Origin of the sequence: Micromonospora sp. NBRC 110038 (genome assembly GCF_020884815.1) — a bacterium.
Classification (GTDB): domain Bacteria; phylum Actinomycetota; class Actinomycetes; order Mycobacteriales; family Micromonosporaceae; genus Micromonospora; species Micromonospora haikouensis.
Map to the genome: position 1 here is coordinate 251,088 of NZ_BBOL01000006.1, position 19,063 is coordinate 270,150.

Genomic DNA, 19,063 nt, shown 5'->3' on the forward strand with positions numbered 1-19,063 from the left:
CTGCCGACCGCCGCCGGCGGGCGTCCGGCACCCGCTCCCCGCTCCACCCCCATTCCCCAACCGCGGAGGTAAGCAGTGCTGCGACAGGCAGACAACGAGAAGCTCACCCGGACCGGGCCCGGCACCCCGCTGGGCGGCCTCATGCGGGCCTACTGGCAGCCGGCCGCGCTGGTGTCGGAGATGCCCGACGACCGCCCGGTCAAGGCGATCCGGATGTTCGGCGAGGACCTGGTGCTGTTCCGGCGCGCCGACGGCTGGGGGCTGATCAGCCGCTTCTGCGCCCACCGCGGGGTCGACCTCTCCTACGGCCGGCTGGAGGACGGCGGGCTGCGCTGCCTCTACCACGGCTGGCTCTACGACGCGCAGGGACGCTGCGTGGAGCAGCCCGCCGAGCCCCCGCACAGCCAGTTCCTCGACAAGATCCGGATCGCCAACTACCCGTGCGTGGAGCGCAACGGCATCGTCTTCGCCTACCTGGGGGCCGGCGACCCGCCGCCCTTCCCGGCGTACGACTGCTTCACCGCGCCCGACGAGTACACGTTCGCCTTCAAGGGGCTGTGGGAGTGCAACTGGCTGCAGGGGCTGGAGGGCGGCATCGACCCGAGCCACGTCTCCTTCCTGCACCGGTTCGTCGGCGAGGACCCCCGCGACGTCTACGGCCAGCAGTTCAGCGAGGAGGTCGAGGGCACCGGCACCAAGCTGTCGAAGCTGGTCGGCGACCACTACCGCCCCGACATCGAGGTGGAGAGCGCCGAGCACGGGCTGCGGGTCTTCGCGATCCGCCAGCTCACCGAGCAGCACAAGCACGTCCGGGTGACCAACCTGCTGTTCCCCAACGCCTTCGTGGTGCCGTTCGGCAACGACAAGGTCTTCACCCAGTGGCACGTGCCGATCGACGACGAGAACCACCACTGGTTCATGATCTTCTACGACTTCGCCGAGCGGACCGACAAGGAGACGCTGCTGCGCCAGCGGCTGGAGAACGTCTCCCTGCCCGACTACCGCCCGCTGCGCAACCGGTCGAACAACTGGGGCTTCGACCCGGCCGAGCAGCGCGACCTCACGTACACGGGGATGGGGCTCGACATCAACGTCCACGACCAGTGGGCGGTGGAGAGCATGGGCCGCATCCAGGACCGGACCGTGGAGCGGCTCGGCGTGTCCGACCGCGCCGTCACCGCCAACCGCCGGCTGCTGCTGCGCGCGATCGACGCCTTCCAGGCCGGCGGCGCGCTGCCCGCGCACCCGCTCGACGAGGCGGAGGCGGCCCGGCTGGTCGGCCCGCTGGCCGTCGACATGGTCTCGCCCAGCGAGGGCTGGCAGGAGCGGTGGCGGGAGAAGGAGGCCGAACGCCGCAGCCGGTCGCCGTGGCACCGGCCGCAGCCGGAGGTGGCCGGTGCGTAACGCCGACGAGCGCGACGTCTCCGCCGGTGGCGGCGGGGCCAGCGCCCGACCGATGCTGGCCCAGGACCGGGGCGGCTTCGTCGACCGGCACGACCTGTGGTCCGAGGGGCAGTACGCCGCCGCCGCACAGATGCGCCGGGTGATCGACGAGCTCGGCATCGAGATGATCCGCTTCGGCTTCGTCGACCAGCACGGGATCGTCCGGGGCAAGACCATCGCCCGGTCCGCGGTCGCCGCGGTCATGCGCTCGGGCCTGACCGCCCCCAGTTCGCTGCTGCTCAAGGACACCTCGGGCAAGTCGGTCTTCCCGGTGTTCGCCGCCGACACCGGGGTCGGCGTCGCCGGCTTCGCCGGTGCCGGCGACATCGTCCTCGTGCCGGACCCGACCTCCTTCCGGGTCGTGCCGTGGGCCGAGCGCACCGGGTGGGTCCTGTGCGACGTCCGCTTCCCGGACGGCTCGCCGGTGCCCTTCTGCACCCGCAGCCTGCTGCGGGACCAGGTCGGCGCGCTGGCCGGGCGCGGCTACGGGATGACCGTCGGCGCCGAGCTGGAGTTCCACGTCTTCCGCGCGGCCGGCGCGGGGCTCACCGGTGACCGGGTCGGCCGGCCCGGCGCGCCCGGCGCGGCCGCCCCGGTCGGCCCGACGACGCCCGGCGCGCAACTCCTGCACGAGGAGGCGCTCGACGGCCTCGACGCGCTGGTGCAGGCGCTCTACACCGGGCTGACCTCGCTCGACCTGCCGCTGCGCTCGATCGAGCTGGAGTTCGGGCCGAGCCAGCTGGAGCTGACCATGGCGGCGGCCGACGCCGCGACGACCGCCGACGCGGTGGTGGTGTGCCGCAGCGCGGTGCGCCAGATCGCCCGGCGGCACGGCTTCCACGCGACGTTCATGTCCCGGCCGCAGGGGGCCGAGACGGCCTCCACCGGCTGGCACCTGCACCAGTCGCTGACCGACCTGCGCACCGGCCGGGCCGCGTTCGTGCCCGACGCCGACGACGCCGGGCCCCTGTCGGCGACCGGCCGGGCCTACCTGGAGGGGCTCCTGCGCCACGCCGCCGCGGCGGCGGCGTTCACCACGCCGACGGTCAACGGCTACAAGCGCTACCAGAGCCACTCGCTGGCCCCGGACCGGGTCGCCTGGGGGGTGGACAACAAGGGGGCCATGGTGCGGGCCGTCGGCGGCCCGGGTGACCCGGCCACCCGGCTGGAGAACCGCTCCGGGGAGCCGGCGGCCAACCCCTACCTCTACATCGCCGCGCAGGCGGTCAGCGGCCTCGACGGCATCACCCGCGACCTGGAGCTGCGGCCGCCGACCACGAACCCGTACGACGCCGCCGCGCCGCCGCTGCCCCGCTCGCTCGGCGAGGCGGTGGCCGCGCTGGAGGCCGACGGGGTGTTCCGGGCGGCGCTGGGCGACGTGGTGGTCGACTGGTACGCCCGCCTCAAGCGGGCCGAGTACGAGCGCTACCTGCTGCACGTCTCGGACTGGGAGCAGCGGGAGTACTTCGGGCTGTTCTGACTGTGCCCGGCCCGGCGGTGTCTGGCGGCCCCGGTCCGGCTGTGCTGCCGGCTCCGGTCCGTTGGCGCGGCCGACGGCGTCGCTGCGACGCCGCTGAGCTGGGCACGAAACACGTCCGTAGCCGTAGCGAGACCCGAGTTTAATGGATGCACATCTTGAGTTCGGGATCCAATCAGGTGTTCAATGGATCCACGGCGGCGGGGTGCCGGTGCGACAGCTGAACAAGCCACACCAAAGCACATGGAGGAACCTTGCGCATACTCCTGGTCCAGCCGGGTCGGCGAATGCGGGCGGCGCTTGTCGCCGGGGCAGCGCTGGCCCTCGTACTCAGCGGATGCTCGTCGGGCGGCTCCGACGACTCCGGCGACGCCTCGGGCTCCGGGTCGGACGGCCTGAGCGGGCAGGTCGTCTGGGCCGACTTCGGCGGCCCCACCAACAAGGCCCGGTACGGCACCTACTTCGACGACTTCACCAAGGACACCGGCGTCAAGGTCATCTCCGAGGTGGAGAGCGACGCCATCGCGAACACGATGCTCACCGGCGGCAAGGGCGCGTACGACGCGATCCATGTCGGCCTGGACACCGTCTACCAGAACAAGGCCAACATCGCCCGGCTCGACGACTCGGTCGGGCGCGACACCAACCTGCCCGAGAACATCCGCGACTACGCCTTCGGCACCTTCCTGGTCGGCCACGTCCAGGCGTACCTGACCGCGACCTTCCCCAACGGCGGGCCGAAGAACTGGGCCGACTTCTGGGACGTCGCGAAGTTCCCCGGCAAGCGGGGCTGGATGGGCAGCCCGGGCAGCTACGACGGGGCCTGTGAGATCGCCCTGCTGGCCTCCGGCGTCACCCCGGACAAGCTGTACCCGCTCGACCTGGACCGCTGCACCAAGAAGCTCGACGAGCTGCGGCCGAACATGGTCTTCTACACCTCGTACCCGCAGATCCAGCAGCTGCTGACCTCCAAGACCGCCGCGGTCGTGGCCGGCCCGTCCGGTCAGGCGGTCGCCCTCAAGAACCAGGGCGTGGACGTCACGATCTCGTTCGACCAGGCGCTCATCGCGCCCAACGTGATGGCCATCCCGGCCAGCGCGCCCAACATGAAGAACATCCAGGCGCTGGCCAAGGTCTTCAACGACCCGGAACGCCAGGCGGCGTTCGCCAAGCTGACCGGCTACGGCCCCGGCAACCCCGACGCGTTCAAGTACATGGACGCCGAGACCAAGGCGAAGGTCGTCAACGCCCCCGAGCACACCACGGTCGTCCCGTGGAACTCCGAGGAGCGGGCGAAGGTGAGCGACGAACTGCTGGCCTGGTACACGAAGTGGCTCGCAGGCAAGTGACCGACCGACCGGTGGGGCCCTGATCGCGGGCCCCACCGGCGTCGCCGGCCCGTCGACCAGAGAGGAAGTGACATGGACGTCGGACATCCCGTCCGCAGGGTCCGCGCGGCGGTGGCCGCGTGAGCGACCCCGGCGGCCACCGGCACGACGTGCCCGGCGGCGCCGCCTGGTCCCTCACCCTCGCCCGCGGCAGCACCCTGCGACTGGAGGCGCTGGGCGCCGACGCGGTCGCCAGCATGCTGCTGTACGCGGCGGACGACCGGTGGGAACGGCTCAACGTGCCGGACACGCTGAAGGCGCAGATGTCGGCGCGGATCCACCCGCCGATGGTCCTGATGTCGGACATGGGCAGGGCGCTGGCCTCGGTGACCGGCTCCTCGTCGGACTGGCACGACGCGATCACCGGCCACAGCGTCGACGCCGACCTGGCCCGGTTCGGCCCGTCGGACTACGGGCGCGACCGCAACGGGTGGCGGCGCAGCGCCCGCAGCCTGCTGCTCGACGAGCTGTACGCGCACGGCCTCGGCGAGCGGGACCTGCACGCCACCGTCAACTGGTTCGTCAAGGTGCGCCCCGGCGGCGACGAGCGCGGCACCCTCGGCTATGTGCCCGGGCACACCACGGCCGGTGACTGGGTGTGCCTGCGGGCCGAGCAGGACCTGTTGGTGGTGTTCGCCACCGCCCCGCACCCGCTGGACCCGGTGGCGCACTGGCGGCCGGCCGGCGTACGGGCCGTGGTCGCCCCCGGCGCGCCCGCGCCCGCCGACGACCCCAGCCGGTCGTTCCGGGCCGAGTCCGCCCGGGCGCTGGCCGCCGCCGAGCGGAGCGCGCGATGAGCGACACGGGGGACCCGGAGGTCCTGTTCGACGTGACCGTCGCGGCCGGCGACGGCTGGCTCGGCGAGATCCCGGCCGGCGGCCGGCTGCGCATCGTCGACCTGCACGGCAACCAGGCCGTGGACACCCTGCTGTACGACGCGCGGGACACCGCCAACCGGTACAGCGCCGTGGACACCGTCCGCGCCCAGGGCTCGGCGTACCTGACCACCGGCTCGGTGCTGCGCAGCGTGCGCCTCGACCCGCTGGCCACGATCGTCGACGACACCTGCGGCCGGCACGACACCCTCGGCGGCGCGTGCGCCAAGGAGAGCAACGTCGTGCGCTACGGCGAACACACCCGCCACCAGCACGCCTGCCGGAGCACGTTCCTGCGCTACGCCGTGGCCGGCGGGCTGGAGAAGCGCGACCTCACCCACAACATCAACTTCTTCATGAACGTGCCGCTGACCGAGGCCGGCGGGCTCACCTTCGAAGACGGCGTCTCCGCCCCCGGCAAGCACGTCGAACTCCGCGCGGAGCGCGACATTCTGGTGCTGGTCAGCAACTGTCCACAGGTGAACAACCCGTGCAACGGCTACGACCCGACGCCGGTGCGGCTGCTCGGGTGGGCGTCGTGACGCCGCCACCGGAGCCCGCCGCCGGCCTGCCGTCCGCCGCCCCGGCCCCGGCCGACGTGGACCCCGACCAGCCGGTCTGGATCACCCGCTTCGCCCCGGAGGCGGTGGCGCGGTTCGCCGCCGAGGCGCCCGACGGGCCGCTGGCCGGCGTCCGGTTCGCCGTCAAGGACAACCTGGACGTCGCCGGCTACCCGACCACGGCGGCCTGCCCCGACCTGGCCGACCGGCCGGCGGCCACGTCCGCCACCGCCGTACGCCGCCTGGTGGCGGCCGGCGCGGCCCCGGCCGGCAAGACCAACATGGACCAGTTCGCCACCGGCCTCGTCGGCACCCGCAGCCCGTACGGCGCCTGCCACAGCGTCCACAGCCCGGCGCACGTCAGCGGCGGAAGCAGCTCCGGCAGCGCCGTCGCGGTGGCATCCGGCCTGGTGCCGCTGGCGCTGGGCACCGACACGGCCGGCTCCGGCCGGGTGCCGGCCGCGTTCAACGGCCTCGTCGGGCTCAAGCCGACCCGTGGGCTGGTCTCCACCCGTGGGCTGCTGCCGGCCTGCCGGTCGCTGGACTGCGTCACCACGTTCACCCGCACGGTGGCCGGGGCCGCGTCCGCCCTCGACGTGCTGGCCTGGGCCGACCCCGACGACCCGTGGTCGCGACCGGCTCCGCCCGCCCCGCCGCCCGGCGTGGCCACCCGGATGCGTACGGTCGCGGTGCCCGCCGGTGACCTGGACCTCGACCCGCCCCACCGGGCGGCCTGGGCGGCGGCGCTGTGCCGGCTCGACACGGTGGCCGCCCAGGTGGTGCCCGTCGACGTCGGCCCGTTCCTGGCCGCCGCCGCCCTGCTCTACGGCGGACCGTGGGTCGCCGAGCGGTGGGCCGCGTTCGGGACGCACCTGTCCGGTGCCGGCGTGGACCCGACCGTCCGGCGCATCGTGACACCCGGCCGGGACGTCGCCGGCCCCGACGTGTTCGCCGCGCTGGACCGGCTCGCCGCGCTGCGCCGGGCCACCGAACAGGTCTGGCTGGACGTGGACGCCCTGCTGCTGCCGGTCACTCCGGGGCACCCCACCCTCGCGGAGGTCGCCGCCGACCCGGTCGGCGTCAACAGCCGGCTCGGCACGTACACCAACTTCGTCAACCTGCTGGACCTGTGCGCGGTGGCCGTGCCGGCCGGAACCCGGGCCGACGGCCTGCCCTTCGGGGTGCAGTTCGTCGCGCCGGCCTTCGCGGACCTGCCGCTGCTCGACCTGGCCGCCCGCTGGTGCGGCGAGCCGCCGCGCACGGTGGACGCGCCGTCGCCGGGGACCGCGCTGGTCGCGGTCGCCGGGGCGCACCTGACCGGGATGCCGCTCAACCCGCAGCTCGTCGCGCTCGGCGGGCGGCTGCACGCCCGGGCCCGCACCGCCCCCGGGTACCGGCTCTACCGGCTGCCCGGCCCCGGGGTCGCCCGGCCCGGCCTGGTGTTCACCGGCGACGGACCCGACGGCGGCATCGCCGTCGAGGTGTGGCAGTTGCCGCAGCAGGCGGTCGGCGCGCTGCTGGGCAGCATCCCGCCGCCGCTCGGGCTCGGGCCGGTCGGCCTGGACGACGGCACGACCGTGACCGGATTCCTGGCCAGCGACCACGGGGTACGCGACGCCCGGGACGTCAGCGCCACCGGTGGGTGGCGGGCCGCGCTGCGCGCGGACCGGGCCTGACCGCCTCCGCCGGGCCAGCCTCACACCATCGCCAGCAGCATCAGCCCCATCACCGCCCCCATCGTGGCGTGACAGAGGCCCTCCACCCGCACGGTGGGACCGGCCGGGGACGCGACCGCCCCGGCCTGGTCCGGCCACCGCGGCGTCAGCCGCAAGCCGCGACCGGCCCACCAGCCGGCGGTGAGCAGCAGGTATCCGCCCAGGGCGAGGCTGACCACCGAAGGCCACCAGGGTGGCCCCGCCGGGCTGCCGTGATGGCCCCCGCCCCCGGGGTGCCCGTTCGGCCAGGCCATCCAGGCCATCGCCGCCATGGAGACCGCGAAGTACCAGGTGACCGCCCGGGACCCGTGCGGCAGCCGGCCCGGCGAACGGGCGGCGAGCACCACGAACCACAGGGCGGCCGGCGCGAACACGGCCACCCACATCGCCCCGGGCACCGCGACCGTCCACACCATCGCCGTCATCGCCACCGCCATGAGCAGGTGCGCGGCGTCGCAGCCGCGGTGCCGGGCGGGGCGTGCCGGCCCGCCGCCGGCCGCCGGCCGCAGGAGCCGGGACGCGAAGTAGGGGGCCACGACGGTCAGCGCGAGCGTCATCGGCCAGCGCAGCGCTTCGCTCATCGGCGGGCGGTCCCTTCATCCGGCAGGGCGGGGGACAGTCAGGAAGGACGTCCGCCCGGAACCGTCGTGCCAACCGTCGTGGCCGCGCCCGGGGCGGGTGCCGGGCGTGCGGTGCGCCGGGCTCTCCGACAGCCTTTCACCTCCCGCCCGCATTGGGAAGAGGCGAGTGACGCCGTCGGGACGGCACCCGAGCTGCGGAAACGGGTCACCGCGACGGTGTCCGGCCGCCCCGTCGGGCGAGCAGCAGCGCCGCCGTGAGGACCGCCGCGGCCACCGGCAGGCCCCAGGGCCGCCGGGCGGCCTGCACCGTGAACGCGACCGGGCGGCCGGGCACCTCGATCCGGCCGTCGATCTCGAACCTCCCGTACGGGGCCGCGCCCGTGGGCACCGTGATCAGGTAGTCGCGGGTCGCCCCGGCGGCGACGGTGCCGATCGCCGGGGCGGCCACGATGGTCCGGGCCCGGCCGGGCGGCCCGACGAGCAGCGTGAACGGCGGGTCGGTCACGTCCTCGGTGCCGGGGTTGCGCAGGGTGAACCGCACGGCCAGCTCACCCGGCAGGCCGAACCACCCGCCCGGTCCGGACCGGTCGTCGGCGCGCAACGCGTCCAGGGCCAGCGCGGCCGGGACGCCCGGCGCGGCGGGCGGCGCGTCCACCCCGGTCAGCGGCAGGTCGGCGGTGGCGGCGGCCGTGCCGGTCGCCGTCCGGACGCGCAGCACGCAGGGGCAGGCCACCGGCGGGGCGGCCAGCAGCAGCGGCAGCCGGGCGCGGCCGGACGGCGGCACCTGGGCGTGCGTGGCGTCGCCCGTCGCGCAGTCCAGCGCCCCGCGCCGGGCGGCGTTGCCGCACACCTCGGCCTGCACCGTGCCGGCGGGCCAGCCGTCGAGGCCGACCAGCACCCGCTGCCCGACGCGTAGCGGCCCGGCGGGCAGGGTGACGCCGGGCCCGTCCTCGGTGGCCCCGACCGCCCCGGGTGCCAGCGCCAGGGCCGCGACCAGGGCCAGCGGGGCGGTGGCGCGGGTCCGGGCGGTCATGCCGTCGCCCGGCCGGCGTCCACGGTGGCCCGCCCACCGTCGCCGGGGGCGCGGCGACGCCGCCACCACCGCAGCCCGCCCCAGCCGCCGGCGACCGCGAGCAGCGCCAGCGGCACCCACGGCGGGGCCCAGACCCAGGCGGAGCGCAGCACCGGTGGCAGGGCGGTGTCCGTGGTGGTCGCCGCGAGGTCGACCTCGGCGGTCAGCCGCAGCAGCGGGGGTACGCCGGTGATCCGCTCGGTGACGGTGAAGGTGCCCCCGGGCAGCAGCTCCGGCAGGTCGGTGGGGGAGGTGCGGGCCTGTTCCCAGCCGAAGGGCCCGGCGACGCGCACCGTGCCGCTGCCGGTGACCCGGACGTTGCCGGTGTTGCGCACCCGGTAGCGGACCACGAGGTCGCCGCCGGCGAACGGGTCGACCGGGTTGTCGTACGAGACGTCGACCGACTCGACGGTGACGGCGGGGCGGACCGGGCCGGTGACCCGCAGGTGGACCCGGGCGGCGAGGCGCTGGTCGACCAGGACCCGCTGCCCGTCGGCGGTGGTCCGGGCGCGGGCCACCGCGCCGATCACCCCGCCGGCGTGGTCGCCCGGGGTGGCGTCGGCCGGCACGGCGAGGCGGAACGGGATGTCGACTCGTTCGCCGGGCGGCACCGTCCAGGCCCGTCGCTCGAACCGGATCCACGAGCCCACGTCGGTGGCGGGCTGGTCGGCCGGCAGCAGCGCGAACGCGCCGTCGGCGGTGGTGTACGCGTCGGTGCCGTACACGTCGAAGGTGAGCGGGCGGTCGCCGAGGTTGGTGATGCCGACGTGGTCGGTCAGGGTGCTGCCCGGGGCCAGGTCGTAGATGAAGTAGTTGCGCCCGGTCGGTCCCTTGGCGCTGGACGGCTGCACCGCCCACCGGGCCGCGCCGGTGCGGTCGGCGCCGCCGGCGCTCGGTGACGGGGTGGGCGCGGCGTCGGCCGGCGCGGGCAGGGCCGCCGCCGCGAGCAGCGCGGCGGCGAGCGCGACGCTCGCCCGTGACAGGGCGGTGGGCAGGGGCATGCCGGGCTCCGCAGGTGGTCGGGCCGGTGGGACGGGCGCGGAGCCCGTCCCACCGGGTGGTGCCGTGATCAGGAGAGGGTGAGCGTCAGGACCGCGGTGTAGTCGCCCGCCGGGGCGGACGCCGGGATCCCGAGGTTGAGCTGGGCGCCGCAGCCGAAGGTGCCGTTGCTCGCGCCGCTGGCCGAGGTGCACAGCGCGCGCGCCGTGCCCAGGCCGGCCCCGGGCGCGGCGGTCGCGCCCGGGGTGACCACGCCGGGGGCGCCGGCGAGGCCGTCGGTGACGACGGACGCACTCGGCACCCAGCCGAGGTTGTCCGCGTCGATGCTGCCGCCGCCGGCCGAGGTGAAGTCGGAGACCTGCCCGACCAGGCTCCAGCCGGCGTTGGTGCCGCGCAGGTCGGCCACCGTGGCGGTGTTCAGCGCCCCGCTGGCGACCTGCCCGTTGCTGACCGCCGGCAGCGCGACCGTGGAGCCGGCCACGCCGAGGGTCAGCGCGCCGCCGGTGACGGTGGCGGTGATCTGCTGGTCGGCGTCGCCGCCGCCCACCGGGGTGCTGCGGAACGTGACCGGGGTGAAGGTGTCCTGGCTCCGGTCGGCCGAGCCGCGGGCGGCGAAGGTGATCACGTAGCACTGCACCTGAGTGCAGTCGACCTGCGCGCCGGTGCGGTCGGTGTAGACCGCGCTGATCGGCAGGGTGGTGCGGAACGTGCCGTCGGCCTGGAGCCGGTCGCGGGCCTCCGTCGGCTCGTTCGTCTTGTTCACCCACTTGGTGACCTGGAGGACGCCGGCGTTCGTCCAGTGCTCGTCGACCTTCGGGCCGAACGAGACGTAGACGCCCGCCGCCCCGTTGGCCTCCGGGTCGAAGCCGCTGCCCTCGACCGTGATCGTCGCCCCGGCCGGGTCGACGCCGGTGGACGGGCTGACGGCGACCGCCGGGCCGGCCGGCTCGCCGCCGCCACCGGTGGAGAAGGTGAACGACAGCGGGTCGAGCGCCGCGCCGGCCGCGTAGAAGCCGTTGAACGCGCTGGCGCCCTCGGCGGTCAGCGTCGCCGCCAGGTCGGTCGCGGTCACCGTGCCGCCGCTGCCGCCCGGGTTGGCCCCGGTGACGGCGATGGTGGCGATGGTGGCCTGGCGGACCGAGACGGGCTCGGCGGCGGTGGTGGCCAGGTCGACGTCCGCCTTCAGGGCGGCGGTGCCGCCGGAGACGGCGACCGTCGGGTTGGCCAGGGTGATGGTGAACATGTGCGCCGGGTACGAGAAGACCACCGTCCCGCCGTACTCGGCGTTGATGGCGCCCGTGCCGGCGTCGTACGTGCCGCCCTTCGCGGGGAAGGTGAACGTGCCGTCGCTGTTGATGCTGGCCCCGTTGCTCGCCGCGATCGGCGGGTTGCCGTTGCCGGTGTTGACGTAGCTGCGGAACGACGACTTGAAGCCCCAGGTGAGGCTGCCGGTGCTGATGTCGGCCCCGGCCGCCGAGGCGGGTGCGGTGCCGACGAGTGCGGCCGAGGCACCGAGGAGGGCGACCGCCGCCCACCGCAGCGACCGCCACCGGCCGGCACCGGTTCTGGATCGGACCATGCTGTTCCTTTCTCACGCCCAATACGGACAGTGGTTGAGGTTAGGCAAACCTAACTGTCGCGGCACAGGGGCGAGGGGTCGAAGATCTTGGCCCGAAGAACCCCTTGTGAACTGGGGAAGTGTCGCTTAGGTTAGGCAAACCTTAGTCACGGTCGGTGCGTCAGCCGGCCGGACCCGTCATGTGGGGAGCCTGATGCGATCACTGCGTCGCGCCGTCCTGACCGCAACACTGATCACCCTCGGTGTCGCCGCCGGCGCGGTGCCGGCCCACGCCGGAACCGGACGAGGGGCCGGCGGTCAGGCGCTCACCGTCACGCCCAGCAGCGGCATCGCCCGCTCGGGCGCGAGCGTCACCGTCTCCGGCACCGGCTACGACGTCACCAAGGGCATCTACGTCGCCTACTGCGTGGACAACGGCGCCGGTGCCGCGCCCAGCCCGTGCGGCGGCGGCGCCGACACCACCGGGAGCACCGGCGCCTCGCACTGGATCTCCTCCAACCCACCCTCCTACGGGGAGGGACTGGCCGTGCCGTACGGAGCGGGCGGGTCGTTCCGGGTCACCCTCACCGTCGGCACCCGCATCGGCGACGTGGACTGCACCGTCCGCCGGTGCGTGGTGGCCACCCGCGCCGACCACACCCGCCCCGCCGACCGGTCCCAGGACGTCCGGGTGCCGATCACCTTCGCCGCCGCGGCCACCCCGGCCCGTACCGGCGCCGCGCCGGCCACCACCGGGACCGCCGGCACGGGCGGCACCGGGCCCGCCGCGCGCGCCACCGCCCCGCCGGCCGCCACCACGGCCGCCGCCCCGGTCACCGCCGCGCCCGCCGGCAGCGCGGCACCGGCCGCCACCGGCGCCGACGCGGTCGCCGCCCCGGGCGGCACCGCCGACCCCGCCGCCCAGGTCACCCGGGTCAGCGCCGCCTCCGGCACCGGCGGCTGGTGGCTCGCCGCGCTGGTCCTGCCCCTGCTCGGGCTGACGCTGCTCGCCGGCCTGCGCCGCCGTCGGCGAAAGGCCACCCCGTGACCCGCCACCCCGTGACCCGCCGTGCCGTGACCCGCCGTGCCGGGACCCACCACGCCATCGCGCCCGTCCGGGGCCTTGCGCCGCTGGCCGCCCTGCTGCTGCTCACCGGCACCCTGGCCGGCTGCACCGGCGCGGCGGCCGGCGGCGGAACCCCCTCGGCCACCTCCTGCGGCCCGGTCACCGCCGCCCTGCCCGACACCGACGTCACCCCGCTTCACCCCGCGCCGACCCCGGCCCTGCCGGTCACCGTCGCCTCCGCCGACGGCGTCGCCACCACGGTCACCGACGCGACGCGGATCCTGCCGGTCAACCTCTACGGCTCGATCGCCGAGATCGTGTTCAGCCTCGGGCTCGGCGGCAACGTCGTCGGCCGGGACACCTCGACCACCTTCCCGGCCGCCGCCCACCTGCCCGTGGTCACCCCCGCCGGGCACGACCTGTCCGCCGAGGCGGTGCTCGCCCTCGCCCCCACCGTCGTCCTCGCCGACGACAGCATCGGCCCACCCGAGACGCTGCGCCAGCTGCGCGCCGCCGGCATCCCCGTCGTCCTCGTCGCCGCCGAGCAGACCCTCGACGCCGTACCCGCGCACGTGCGGGCGATCGCCGCCGCGCTCGGCGTCGGCGAGGCCGGCGAGCGGCTCGTCGCCCGGGTCCAGGACGAGATCGCCGCCGCCCGCGACGGCGTGCCCGACGGCGCGTCGCCCCGCGTCGCCTTCCTCTACCTGCGCGGCACCGCCGGGGTCTACCTGATCGGCGGCCGGGGCGCCGGCTCCGACACGATGATCGAGGCGGCCGGCGGGGTGGACGCCGGCACCGCGATCGGCTTGGCGAAGTTCCGGCCGCTGACCAGCGAGGGCCTGATCAACGCGGCCCCCGACGTGATCCTGGTGATGAGCGGTGGGCTGGCGTCCGTCGGCGGCGTCGACGGCCTGCTCGCGCTCCCCGGGGTGGCGCAGACCCCCGCCGGGGCCACCCGCCGGATCGTCGACATGGACGACGGCGTCCTGCTCACCTTCGGCACCCGCTCCGGCCGGGTCGTGCGGGCCCTGGCCGACGCGCTGCACTGCCGGGACCGGACGTGACCGCCACCGACACCCCACCGGCCACCGTGGACGCCGCGCCGCAGGACGCCCGGCCCGGCGGGACCCGACGCGCTGCCCTCCTGCTCGCCGGGCTCACCGCCGGCCTGCTGCTGGTCGCCCTGCTCGCCGCCGGCCGGGGGCAGGTGGCAATCGCCCCGGCGGAGGTGCTCGGCTCGGTGCTGCACCGGCTCGGCCTCGACGTCGGCCCCCGACCCGCCGCCCCGCACGGCGAGAGCGCGCTGTGGCTCGTCCGCTTCCCCCGGGTGACGCTCGCCGCCGTGGTCGGCGCGGCGCTCGGCTGCTCCGGGGCGGTGATGCAGGGCGTCTTCGGCAACCCGCTGGCCGAACCCGGCGTCATCGGCGTCTCCGCGGGCGCGGCCCTCGGCGCGGCCCTGGCCATCGTCACCGGCGTCACCGTCCTCGGTGGCTGGACGGTGCCGGCCGCCGCGTTCGCCGGCGGGCTCGCCACCACCTGGCTGGTCTACACCCTCGCCCGCTCCGGTGGCCGGACCGAGGTGGTCACCCTCGTGCTCACCGGCGTCGCCGTCAACGCCGTCGCCGGTGCCGCGATCGGGCTGCTGATGTTCGTCGCCGACGAGTCCGGCGTGCAGGCCATCGCGTTCTGGAACCTCGGCAGCCTCGCCCAGGCGAGCTGGTCGGCCGTCGGGCTGGCCGCCCCCTGCCTCGCGGTCGGCCTGGCCGCCACCCTCGCCGACGCCCGCCGGCTCGACCTGCTCGCCCTCGGCGAACGGTCCGCCCGCCACCTCGGCGTCGACGTGGAACGGCTGCGCGTGCGGATGATCGTGGTGACCGCGCTGCTCGGCGCGGCCGCGGTCGCCTTCACCGGCATCATCAGCTTCATCGGCCTGGTCGTGCCGCACCTGGTGCGGATGGTCGCCGGCCCCGGGCACCGGCTGCTGCTGCCGGCCAGCGCGCTCGGCGGCGCGATCGTGGTCGTCGCCGCCGACCTCGCCGCCCGGACCCTGGTCGACTACCAGGAACTGCCGCTGGGGGTGCTCACCGCGGTCGTCGGCGGGCCCGCGTTCTTCTGGCTGCTGCGGCGCACCCGGGACCGCGCGGGAGGCTGGGCGTGACCGGGCCCGGGAACCCGACCCCCTCCGGCGGCGCAGGACTCCCGCGTGGGCGAGCGCGGCTGCGCGTGCTCGCCCGGCGGTCGGCACCGCAGCCGCCGGCCCCGGCGACGCCGGGCAGCACCCGGATCCGGGTCGCCGGGCTGCGGGTCGAACGCGCCGGCCGGCCGGTCCTCGACGGCGTCGACCTCGCCGTCCGCGCCGGTGAGGTGCACGCCCTGGTCGGCCCCAACGGCGCCGGCAAGTCCACCCTGCTGGCCGCCGCCAGCGGCGACCTCCCGGCCGCGGCCGGGACCGTTGAGGTCGACGGCCGCCCCCTCGGCGGGTGGTCGGCCGTGGAACTGGCGATGCGCCGGGCGGTGCTGACCCAGCGGCACACCCTGAGCTTCCCGTTCGCCGTGGTCGACGTCGTCCGGATGGGGCGCGCGCCCTGGACCGGGCGGCCCGAACAGGCGCACGACGACGCGATCGTCGCCGAGAGCATGCGGCGTTGCGACGTGATCCGGTTCGCCGCCCGGCCGTTCCCCACCCTCTCCGGCGGCGAGCAGGCCCGCGCGGCGTTGGCCCGGGCGCTGGCGCAGCGGGCCGGGGTGCTGCTGCTCGACGAGCCGACCGCCGCCCTCGACCTGCACCACCAGGAACTGGTCATGCGGATCGCCCGCGACCGCGCCGAGGCCGGGGACGCCGTCGTGGTGGTGCTGCACGACCTCGCCCTGGCCGGGGCGTACGCCGACCGGATGACCCTGCTCGCCGACGGGCGGGTACGGGCCACCGGGGCGCCGGCCGCCGTCCTGACCGCACCCCTGCTCAGCGAGGTCTACCGGCACGACATCGAGGTCGTGCCGCACCCGCGTACCCGCCTGCCGCTGGTCGTGCCCCGCCGGGGCCCGGCCCACCGCACCGCCGTTCCGGAGGAATAGATGAGCACGCCACCCATCCCGTTCTCGGCCCGGCTGCGGGCCGCCAGCCAGGGGGCCCACGCCGCCGCCGAGAGTCAGCGCTACGTCACGGCGCTGGTCGCCGGCGACGTGGACCTCGCCGGCTACGTCGACCTCGTGGTGCAGCACCACGCCCTGTACCAGGCGTTGGAGTCGGCCGCCGAGGCGATGCGCGACGACCCGCTCGCCGGGCCGTTCGTCGACGACGCGTTGACCCGGCTGCCCGCGCTGGAGGCGGACCTGACCCATCTGGTCGGGCCGGACTGGGCGCGGCGGAGCGCAGTGCATCCCGCGACGCTGGCCTACGCCGACCGGATCCGCGCCGTCGCCACCACGTCCCCGGAGCGCTTCGTCGCCCACCACTACACCCGCTACCTCGGCGACCTCTCCGGCGGTCGGCACATCGGCCGGGCCGTCGCCCGGCGATACGGGCTGAGCGGGCAGGCGGGGGCCGGCTTCTACGCGTTCGACCGGATCACCCGGCCGAAGGCGTACAAGGACGCCTACCGGGCGCGGCTGGACGCCCTGCCGCTCGACCCGGCGGCCGAGGTGGCCCTGCTGGAGGAGGTGCTGCTGGCGTACCGGCACAACACGGCGGTCTTCGCCGCGCTGGCCCGGCACGTGCCCGACGCCGCCGCCGATGCCGACGCCGGGGCGACGGAGGCCGTGGCGTGACCGGCCGGCCGGACCGACCCGCGTCTCACGGTGCCGGGCAGCCGTTCGACGCCGACACCGTGCGCGCGGTCTGCGGGCACATGAACGCCGACCACGCCGACGACTCGCTGCTGATCTGCCGCACCCTCGGCGGCTGCCCGGACGCCACCCGGGCGCGGGCGACCGGGCTGGACGCCGACGGCATGGACTTCGCCGTCGCCGTCGCCGGCATCGAGGTGCCGGTGCGGATCCCGTTCGCCCGCCGGATCAGCGAGCGGGCCGAGATCCGCCAGGAGGTCGTCCGGATGTACGAGCAGGCGTGCGACGCGCTCGGCGTGCCGCCCCGTTCGGCTGAGAGAAACAGCAGGTCAAGGCAGGGTCTCAAGTGAAGTTACTGACTGGTAAGTCATTGACGGGAGATGAACGACAGCCCTAGCGTTCCTCTTGTTCGAACGGCGTACGGTTCACCCGAACGGTCTGCGGTCGGGGGTCGGTAGGTCCAGACAGGAGGCCCGCGCATGGTCGACGAGAAGCTGCGGCAGCTCCTCTCGCCAGTCCGCATCGCCTCGCTGACCCTGCGCAACCGGGTCTTCGTCCCGGGTCACACCACGAACTTCGGCCTGCACAACGAGCCCACGGCCCGACTCGCCGCCTACCACGCCGAGCGCGCCCGCGGCGGCGCCGGGCTGATCATCACCGAGGCGATCCGGGTGCACCCCACCAGCGCCGGACGCAGCATCAGCCTCGGCGCCTTCACCGACGCGTGCGTCCCGGCGTACCAGCGGGTCACCGACGCTGTGCACGAGCACGGCGCGCGGATCTTCGCCCAGATCATGCACGCCGGCCGGCAGGCCAACGGCGACGCCACCCGCACCGCCGCCTGGTCCTCCTCCCCGGTGGCGTGGGCCGCCGGGGCGCACGTGCCGCACGCCATGGGCCGGCGCGACCTGGCCACCGTCGTCGACGCGTTCGCCACCGCCGCCCGCCGGATGTGGCGGGCCGGCTTCGACGGGCTGGAGGTCCACGCCGGACACGGGCACCTGCTCCAGCAGTTCCTCTCCCCGCACACCAACCGCCGCGACGACGACTACGGCGGCGGCCTGGCCAACCGGATGCGGCTCACCCGGGAGGTGCTCGACGCCGTCCACGCCGCCACCGACCTGCCGGTCGGGCTGCGGATCAGCGCCGACGAGTTCCTCCCCGGTGGACTCGACCCCGACGCGATGGTGGAGATCGTCGCCCGGCTGCGCGCCGACCACCCGCTGGCCTACGTCCACGTCAGCCACTCCGCCTACCACGGCAGCTGGTCGCTGGCCACCCAGATGGCCGACATGAGCTTCGGGCACGCGCCCTTCCGCCACCACGCCGCCCGGTTCTCCCGGGAGTTCCCCGACCTGCCGGTGCTGGCGGTCTGCCGGCTGGACAGCCTGCCGGAGGCGGCCGAACTGATCGCGGCGGGCGAGGCGGACCTGGTCGGCCTCGCCCGCCCGCACATCGCCGACCCGCACCTGGTCCGCAAGGCCGCCGAGGGCCGGCAGCACGAGACCCGCTCCTGCCTGGCCTGCAACCAGGGCTGCATCGCCCGCGTCGAGGCCAGCCTGCCGATCACCTGCGTGGTCAACCCCGAGGTAGGCGCCGAACAGGAGTGGGCCTCGGCCCGGCGTCGGCCCGTGCCAGCCCGTCGGGTGCTGGTGGTCGGCGGCGGCCCGGCCGGCCTGGCCGCCGCCACCGCCGCCCGCCGCGCCGGGCACCGGGTCACCCTCGCCGAGGCGGCTGACGACCTCGGCGGCCAGGTCCGCGTCGCGGCCCGGGTGTCCGGCCGGGAACGGCTCGGCCTGCTCACCCGCGACCTCGCCGCCGAGGCCCACGCCGCCGGCGTCGAGATCCTCCTCGGCCACCGCGTCACCGCCGCCGGGGTACGCGCCGGCGGCTACGACGACGTGGTGGTGGCCACCGGTTCCCGCCCTGCCCGCTGCGCCCTGCCCGGCGGGCCACCCGTGCTCGACCTGTGGCAGGCGGTCGACCTGCTCGACGCACCCGGGGCCGGGGACGGCGCGTACGTCGTCCTCGACGACGACGGCACCTGGGCGGCGTCCTCCGTCGCCGAGGCGCTGGCCCGGCGGGGCGCCCGGGTGCACCTGGTCTCCCCGACGGCGAGCCTCGCCGCCCGGATCACCACCTACTCCCGACTGGCGCTGCTGCGGCGCTTCACCGAACTCGGTGTCGTCGTCCATCCACTGCGGACCCCCCGCGTGGTGGGCGGCGACACGATCGCCCTGACCGGCCCACTGGCCGGCGCCGACGTTACCGTCGCCGGCGTCACCGCCGTCGTCGACGCTGGAGCGCCGGCCGCCGACGACACCCTGTTCCGCCACCTGGACGCGGCATCCGACGGACCCCGGATCCACCTCGTCGGTGACGCCAACGCACCCCGCACCACGCTGGAGGCGGTGTACGAGGGCCGGTTCGCCGGCGCGTTCCTCGGCCGCCACGACAGCCCCGACGCCGCCGCGGTGGCCCTCGCCTACTGACCACGTCGGTGGCGGACCCCCGCCGGCACCGACCCGAGCATCCCCTCACCG

General features: G+C 75.7%; 17 protein-coding genes. 13 read left to right on the forward strand and 4 right to left on the reverse strand.

The window, feature by feature from the left end:
• The first annotated feature begins 75 nt into the window (after nt 1–75).
• From LPU61_RS22235 to atzF, 6 genes are all read left to right on the forward strand, one after another.
• Nucleotides 76–1,404, forward strand: coding sequence for a Rieske 2Fe-2S domain-containing protein (locus LPU61_RS22235; protein WP_229405980.1), 1,329 nt, complete (start codon nt 76–78; stop codon nt 1,402–1,404).
• A complete protein-coding gene (locus tag LPU61_RS22240) occupies nt 1,397–2,923 on the forward strand; it encodes a glutamine synthetase family protein (RefSeq protein ID WP_229405981.1) in 1,527 nt (508 codons plus the stop codon). The genes LPU61_RS22235 and LPU61_RS22240 overlap by 8 nt, the downstream gene beginning before the upstream one ends.
• Before the next feature lie 284 nt (nt 2,924–3,207).
• Complete coding sequence (locus tag LPU61_RS22245; protein ID WP_043968466.1) at nt 3,208–4,269, forward strand: extracellular solute-binding protein; 1,062 nt, start codon at nt 3,208–3,210, stop codon at nt 4,267–4,269.
• A gap of 119 nt (nt 4,270–4,388) precedes the next feature.
• Entirely contained in the window at nt 4,389–5,105 is a 717-nt protein-coding gene (locus LPU61_RS22250) for an urea amidolyase associated protein UAAP1 (RefSeq protein ID WP_043968468.1), read from the forward strand.
• Nucleotides 5,102–5,725: an urea amidolyase associated protein UAAP2 gene (locus LPU61_RS22255; RefSeq protein ID WP_229405982.1), complete on the forward strand. Its 624-nt coding sequence runs from the start codon at nt 5,102–5,104 to the stop codon at nt 5,723–5,725. Before LPU61_RS22250 ends, LPU61_RS22255 begins: the two co-directional genes overlap by 4 nt.
• Nucleotides 5,722–7,419: an allophanate hydrolase gene (gene atzF, locus LPU61_RS22260; RefSeq protein WP_229405983.1), complete on the forward strand. Its 1,698-nt coding sequence runs from the start codon at nt 5,722–5,724 to the stop codon at nt 7,417–7,419. The genes LPU61_RS22255 and atzF overlap by 4 nt, the downstream gene beginning before the upstream one ends.
• 20 nt (nt 7,420–7,439) lie before the next feature.
• Here the strand turns inward: atzF and LPU61_RS22265 are convergent, their stop codons facing one another.
• The 4 genes from LPU61_RS22265 to LPU61_RS22285 form a co-directional block, all read right to left on the reverse strand.
• A complete protein-coding gene (locus LPU61_RS22265) occupies nt 7,440–8,039 on the reverse strand; it encodes a DUF5134 domain-containing protein (RefSeq protein ID WP_229405984.1) in 600 nt (199 codons plus the stop codon).
• Between the two features lie 205 nt (nt 8,040–8,244).
• A complete protein-coding gene (locus LPU61_RS22270; RefSeq protein WP_082106862.1) occupies nt 8,245–9,072 on the reverse strand; it encodes a hypothetical protein in 828 nt (275 codons plus the stop codon).
• Nucleotides 9,069–10,112 carry a WxL protein peptidoglycan domain-containing protein gene (locus LPU61_RS31640; protein WP_305071972.1) on the reverse strand — a complete coding sequence of 348 codons (1,044 nt, stop codon included), beginning with the start codon at nt 10,110–10,112 and terminating at the stop codon, nt 9,069–9,071. The genes LPU61_RS22270 and LPU61_RS31640 overlap by 4 nt, the downstream gene beginning before the upstream one ends.
• A gap of 68 nt (nt 10,113–10,180) precedes the next feature.
• The gene (locus tag LPU61_RS22285; RefSeq protein ID WP_043968478.1) at nt 10,181–11,689 is read right to left on the reverse strand and encodes an HtaA domain-containing protein; all 1,509 of its coding nucleotides are present in this window, start codon (nt 11,687–11,689) and stop codon (nt 10,181–10,183) included.
• Nucleotides 11,690–11,882: 193 nt separating this feature from the next.
• On the opposite strand from LPU61_RS22285, the gene LPU61_RS22290 reads away from it, so the two are divergent.
• From LPU61_RS22290 to LPU61_RS22320, 7 genes are all read left to right on the forward strand, one after another.
• Nucleotides 11,883–12,716, forward strand: coding sequence for a hypothetical protein (locus LPU61_RS22290; RefSeq protein ID WP_229405987.1), 834 nt, complete (start codon nt 11,883–11,885; stop codon nt 12,714–12,716).
• A complete protein-coding gene (locus tag LPU61_RS22295; protein ID WP_229405989.1) occupies nt 12,713–13,798 on the forward strand; it encodes a hemin ABC transporter substrate-binding protein in 1,086 nt (361 codons plus the stop codon). Before LPU61_RS22290 ends, LPU61_RS22295 begins: the two co-directional genes overlap by 4 nt.
• Nucleotides 13,795–14,892, forward strand: coding sequence for an iron ABC transporter permease (locus LPU61_RS22300; RefSeq protein WP_229405991.1), 1,098 nt, complete (start codon nt 13,795–13,797; stop codon nt 14,890–14,892). The genes LPU61_RS22295 and LPU61_RS22300 overlap by 4 nt, the downstream gene beginning before the upstream one ends.
• On the forward strand, nt 14,889–15,809 hold the full coding sequence (locus LPU61_RS22305; RefSeq protein WP_229405992.1) for a heme ABC transporter ATP-binding protein: 921 nt from the start codon (nt 14,889–14,891) through the stop codon (nt 15,807–15,809). Before LPU61_RS22300 ends, LPU61_RS22305 begins: the two co-directional genes overlap by 4 nt.
• Nucleotides 15,810–16,502: a heme oxygenase (biliverdin-producing) gene (locus LPU61_RS22310; RefSeq protein ID WP_229405993.1), complete on the forward strand. Its 693-nt coding sequence runs from the start codon at nt 15,810–15,812 to the stop codon at nt 16,500–16,502.
• Nucleotides 16,499–16,870, forward strand: coding sequence for a DUF2470 domain-containing protein (locus LPU61_RS22315; protein ID WP_229405994.1), 372 nt, complete (start codon nt 16,499–16,501; stop codon nt 16,868–16,870). The genes LPU61_RS22310 and LPU61_RS22315 overlap by 4 nt, the downstream gene beginning before the upstream one ends.
• Before the next feature lie 129 nt (nt 16,871–16,999).
• Complete coding sequence (locus LPU61_RS22320; RefSeq protein ID WP_229405995.1) at nt 17,000–19,012, forward strand: FAD-dependent oxidoreductase; 2,013 nt, start codon at nt 17,000–17,002, stop codon at nt 19,010–19,012.
• The last annotated feature ends 51 nt before the right edge of the window (nt 19,013–19,063 follow it).

Excerpts from the sequence above, each read along its gene's own strand:
- LPU61_RS22245 (WP_043968466.1), top strand. The coding sequence starts at position 3,208 with ATGCGGGCGGCGCTTGTCGCCGGGGCAGCGCTGGCCCTCGTACTCAGC.
- LPU61_RS22255 (WP_229405982.1), top strand. The coding sequence starts at position 5,102 with ATGAGCGACACGGGGGACCCGGAGGTCCTGTTCGACGTGACCGTCGCG.
- LPU61_RS22265 (WP_229405984.1), bottom strand. The coding sequence starts at position 8,039 with ATGAGCGAAGCGCTGCGCTGGCCGATGACGCTCGCGCTGACCGTCGTG.
- LPU61_RS22270 (WP_082106862.1), bottom strand. The coding sequence starts at position 9,072 with ATGACCGCCCGGACCCGCGCCACCGCCCCGCTGGCCCTGGTCGCGGCC.
- LPU61_RS31640 (WP_305071972.1), bottom strand. The coding sequence starts at position 10,112 with ATGCCCCTGCCCACCGCCCTGTCACGGGCGAGCGTCGCGCTCGCCGCC.
- LPU61_RS22285 (WP_043968478.1), bottom strand. The coding sequence starts at position 11,689 with ATGGTCCGATCCAGAACCGGTGCCGGCCGGTGGCGGTCGCTGCGGTGG.
- LPU61_RS22290 (WP_229405987.1), top strand. The coding sequence starts at position 11,883 with ATGCGATCACTGCGTCGCGCCGTCCTGACCGCAACACTGATCACCCTC.
- LPU61_RS22310 (WP_229405993.1), top strand. The coding sequence starts at position 15,810 with ATGAGCACGCCACCCATCCCGTTCTCGGCCCGGCTGCGGGCCGCCAGC.
- LPU61_RS22320 (WP_229405995.1), top strand. The coding sequence starts at position 17,000 with ATGGTCGACGAGAAGCTGCGGCAGCTCCTCTCGCCAGTCCGCATCGCC.